Source organism: Allobosea sp. CER48 (assembly GCF_044752385.1).
Taxonomy (GTDB): domain Bacteria; phylum Pseudomonadota; class Alphaproteobacteria; order Rhizobiales; family Beijerinckiaceae; genus Allobosea.
In genome coordinates, this window is sequence record NZ_JBIWYK010000377.1 from 1 (window position 1) to 3,174 (window position 3,174).

Sequence of the window (3,174 nt, forward strand, 5' to 3'; positions counted from 1 at the left end):
ATCTGAGCCATCTCTATCCCGGCATCGATTCGCCTGAGCTCAAGAGCGACCTCGAACGGGCGCAGCGCGAGGCGCTGGCCCTGGCCGGGCGCTATCGCGGCGAGCTCGCCGACATCGCCGGCCAGGCTGATGGCGGCGAGAAGCTTGCGGCGGCGGTGAAGACCTACGAGGCCTTGAGCGACCTGCTCGGGCGCATCGGCGCCTATGCCGGGCTGGTCTATTCCGGCGACACGACCGATCCGAAGCGCGCCAAGTTCTACGGCGACACGCAGGACCGGCTGAACGCCGCGATCACCGAGCTGCTTTTCTTCGAGCTGGAGCTCAATCGCATCGATCCGCAGGTGATGGCACGCGTCGCGGGCAAGCCTCCCCTGTTGCATTGGAAGCCCTGGCTCGACGATCTCGCCAAGGACAAGCCGCACCAGCTCGACGACCGGATCGAGGCGCTGTTCCACGAGAAGTCGATGACCGGCGCCGCGGCCTGGAACCGGCTCTTCGACGAGACGATCGCGTCGCTGCGCTTCGTGGTCGACGGTGAGGAGCTGACACTCGAACTCACGCTGAACAAGCTGCAGGACAGCGATGGCGAGATGCGCCGCAAGGCGGCCGAAGCCCTGAGCACGGTGTTCCGCAAGGAGCTGCGCACCTTCGCGCTGATCACCAACACGCTGGCCAAGGACAAGGAGATCTCCGACCGCTGGCGCAAGTTCGAGGATGTCGCCGATTCCCGCCATCTCGCCAATCGGGTCGAGCGCGAGGTCGTGGACGCTCTCGTTTCTGCCGTGCGCGAGGCCTATCCGCGCCTGTCGCATCGCTATTACCGCCTCAAGGCGAAGTGGTTCGGCCGGGAGGAGCTCGATTTCTGGGATCGCAATGCCCCGCTGCCGCAGGTCGAGCAGCGCACCATCCCGTGGGCGGAAGCCCGCGACACCGTCCTCTCCGCCTACGGCGCCTTTTCGCCTGAGATGGCCGATATCGCCCGGCGCTTCTTCGACGAGCACTGGATCGATGCGCCGGCCCGCCCTGGCAAGGCGCCGGGCGCCTTCGCGCACCCGACCGTGCCGTCGGCGCACCCTTATGTGCTGCTCAACTACCAGGGCAAGCCGCGCGACGTGATGACGCTCGCGCATGAGCTCGGCCATGGCGTCCATCAGGTTCTGGCGGCGCCGAACGGGGCGCTGATGGCGCCGACGCCGCTGACGCTGGCGGAGACGGCGAGCGTCTTCGGCGAGATGCTGACCTTCCGCCGGCTGCTCGACGCGACCACCAACGCCAAGCAGCGCAAGGCGATGCTGGCCGCCAAGGTCGAGGACATGATCAACACGGTCGTGCGCCAGATCGCCTTCTACACGTTCGAGCGAAAGGTGCATGAGGCGCGCCGCGAGGGCGAGCTGACGCCGGAGGTGCTGTGCGAGATCTGGATGAGCGTGCAGGCCGAGAGCCTCGGCCCGGCGATCCGGCTGACGGCGGGCTACGAGCCGTACTGGTGCTACATCCCGCACTTCATCCATTCGCCCTTCTACGTCTATGCCTACGCTTTCGGGGACTGCCTGGTGAATTCGCTCTACGGCGTCTATCAGAATGCCGCCGAGGGCTTCCAGGAGCGCTATTTCGCGCTGCTCTCCGCCGGCGGCAGCAAGCCCTATTCGGAGTTGCTCGCCCCCTTCGGGCTGGACGCGAAGGACCCGGGCTTCTGGCAGATCGGGCTCAGGATGATCGAGAGCATGATCATCGAGCTCGAAGGCATGGAGTGACGCCCCGGCTGTCGTGATGGCCGGGCCTGATCCGGCCATCATCGAAGGCCGCGCCCGCCGATGCCGGACTTCCCGGGCCGGCGCGTCGCCCGCCCGGGAGCGGCCGCCGTCCGCTAGAACTGGACCCTGAGGCCGACCATCGAGACGTTCGCGGTGTAGTCGTCACCCGGCTGCGTCGAGTTGAGGCGCTCATGGGTGAAGCTGGCGCGGACGGCGAAGGTGCGGGTCAGCCTGTACTCGATGCGCGCGCCGACATTCATCTGGTCCTCACGCAGGTTCTGGCCCTCGTAATCGGTCCGCGTGAAGCCGGTGAAGCCGGTGACCGTCAGGTTGCGACGCAGGGCGTGGGCGACCTCGAGCGTCACCCGGCGCACGGTGGTGCCGGAGGAGCCCGCGATGGTGGTGTCGCCGAGTTCGGCCGAGCCGCGCAGCGTCACGGTCGTCAGCGGCGTGGGTGTCCACAGGATCGCGGCGTCGCCGACGAACCCGCGCAGGTTCTTGAGGCGCGGATCCTCGTAGCTGCGGTTCTGGTAGCCGCCCGAGATCTCGCCGGTCAGCAGCCGGCTGATCTCGAAGGTCGAGCCGATGCGGCCGCTCACGCCGTCCGACGAGCGCATATAGCCGCTCGAATCGACCTTCTGGTCGAAGTCGCGCTGGTCGATGTCGGCCTGGATGAAGGGCCTGAAGCCGGGCGTGACCTCATAGGCGGCGCGCAGGCGCAGGCCGTACTGCGTCTGGTTGCGGTCCTGCTGCGAGAGGGTCGCGCCGTTGGAGAGCTGCGCGTTCTCGTAGTCGCTGCGATCGACCGAGCCGCGCAAGGTCAGCTGCAGGCGCTTGAAATCATGGCTGACGCCGGCCGAGCCGCCATATTGCCAGACCAGCGGCCGACCCTGGACGGCGGCGGACAGGTCCGGCGAACCGGGGCGCTGCGTATCCAGCCGCATGCGCGATTCGAGCAGGATGCGGGTGTCGCGCGTCGCGTCCAGGCGCAGGTCGATATTGCCTTCGCCGTCCGGCCGCGAAGCCTCGCTGTCCCTGAAGAACTGGGAATAGCCGCCGCGCAACCGGCCGCTGAGCTGATGTACGTTCCAGTCCGACTGGATGTCGAGATCGCCTTCGTAGCGGGCGAAGGGGGAGCCTTTCGCGCCCGTCGAACTGCGCTGCGGATTGGTGTCGTAGCCGATCGAGTTGGTGAAGCCCGGGCGAAGGGTCACGGAGCCGACGCGTATGCCCAGCGCGGCATAGGGGTCTTCCTCCGCCGCCGTGCGACGCCGGGGCGGAGGAGGAGGCGGAGCCGGGGGCGGCAGCGTCGCCACGGCGGGGGGCGGCTGGCGGAACTGGCGCTGGGTGACGCCACGCAGGCCGGGCGCCTGAATCGGCTGGCTCGCGCGGGAGGGCTGGCGCGTCGATACGGCGCTGC

2 protein-coding genes are annotated in these 3,174 nt (G+C 68.1%); one reads left to right on the top strand and one right to left on the bottom strand.

The genetic code is table 11. The annotated features are described in order from the left end of the window. Positions 1-2: 2 nt before the first annotated feature. Positions 3-1,754, top strand: a complete 1,752-nt coding sequence (locus ACIPIA_RS13090) for a M3 family oligoendopeptidase (RefSeq protein ID WP_400510180.1) — start codon at positions 3-5, stop codon at positions 1,752-1,754. Between the two features lie 113 nt (positions 1,755-1,867). Here the strand turns inward: ACIPIA_RS13090 and ACIPIA_RS13095 are convergent. Next, a partial coding sequence (locus ACIPIA_RS13095; RefSeq protein ID WP_400510181.1) for an outer membrane beta-barrel protein occupies positions 1,868-3,174 on the bottom strand: 1,307 nt, incomplete at its 5' end.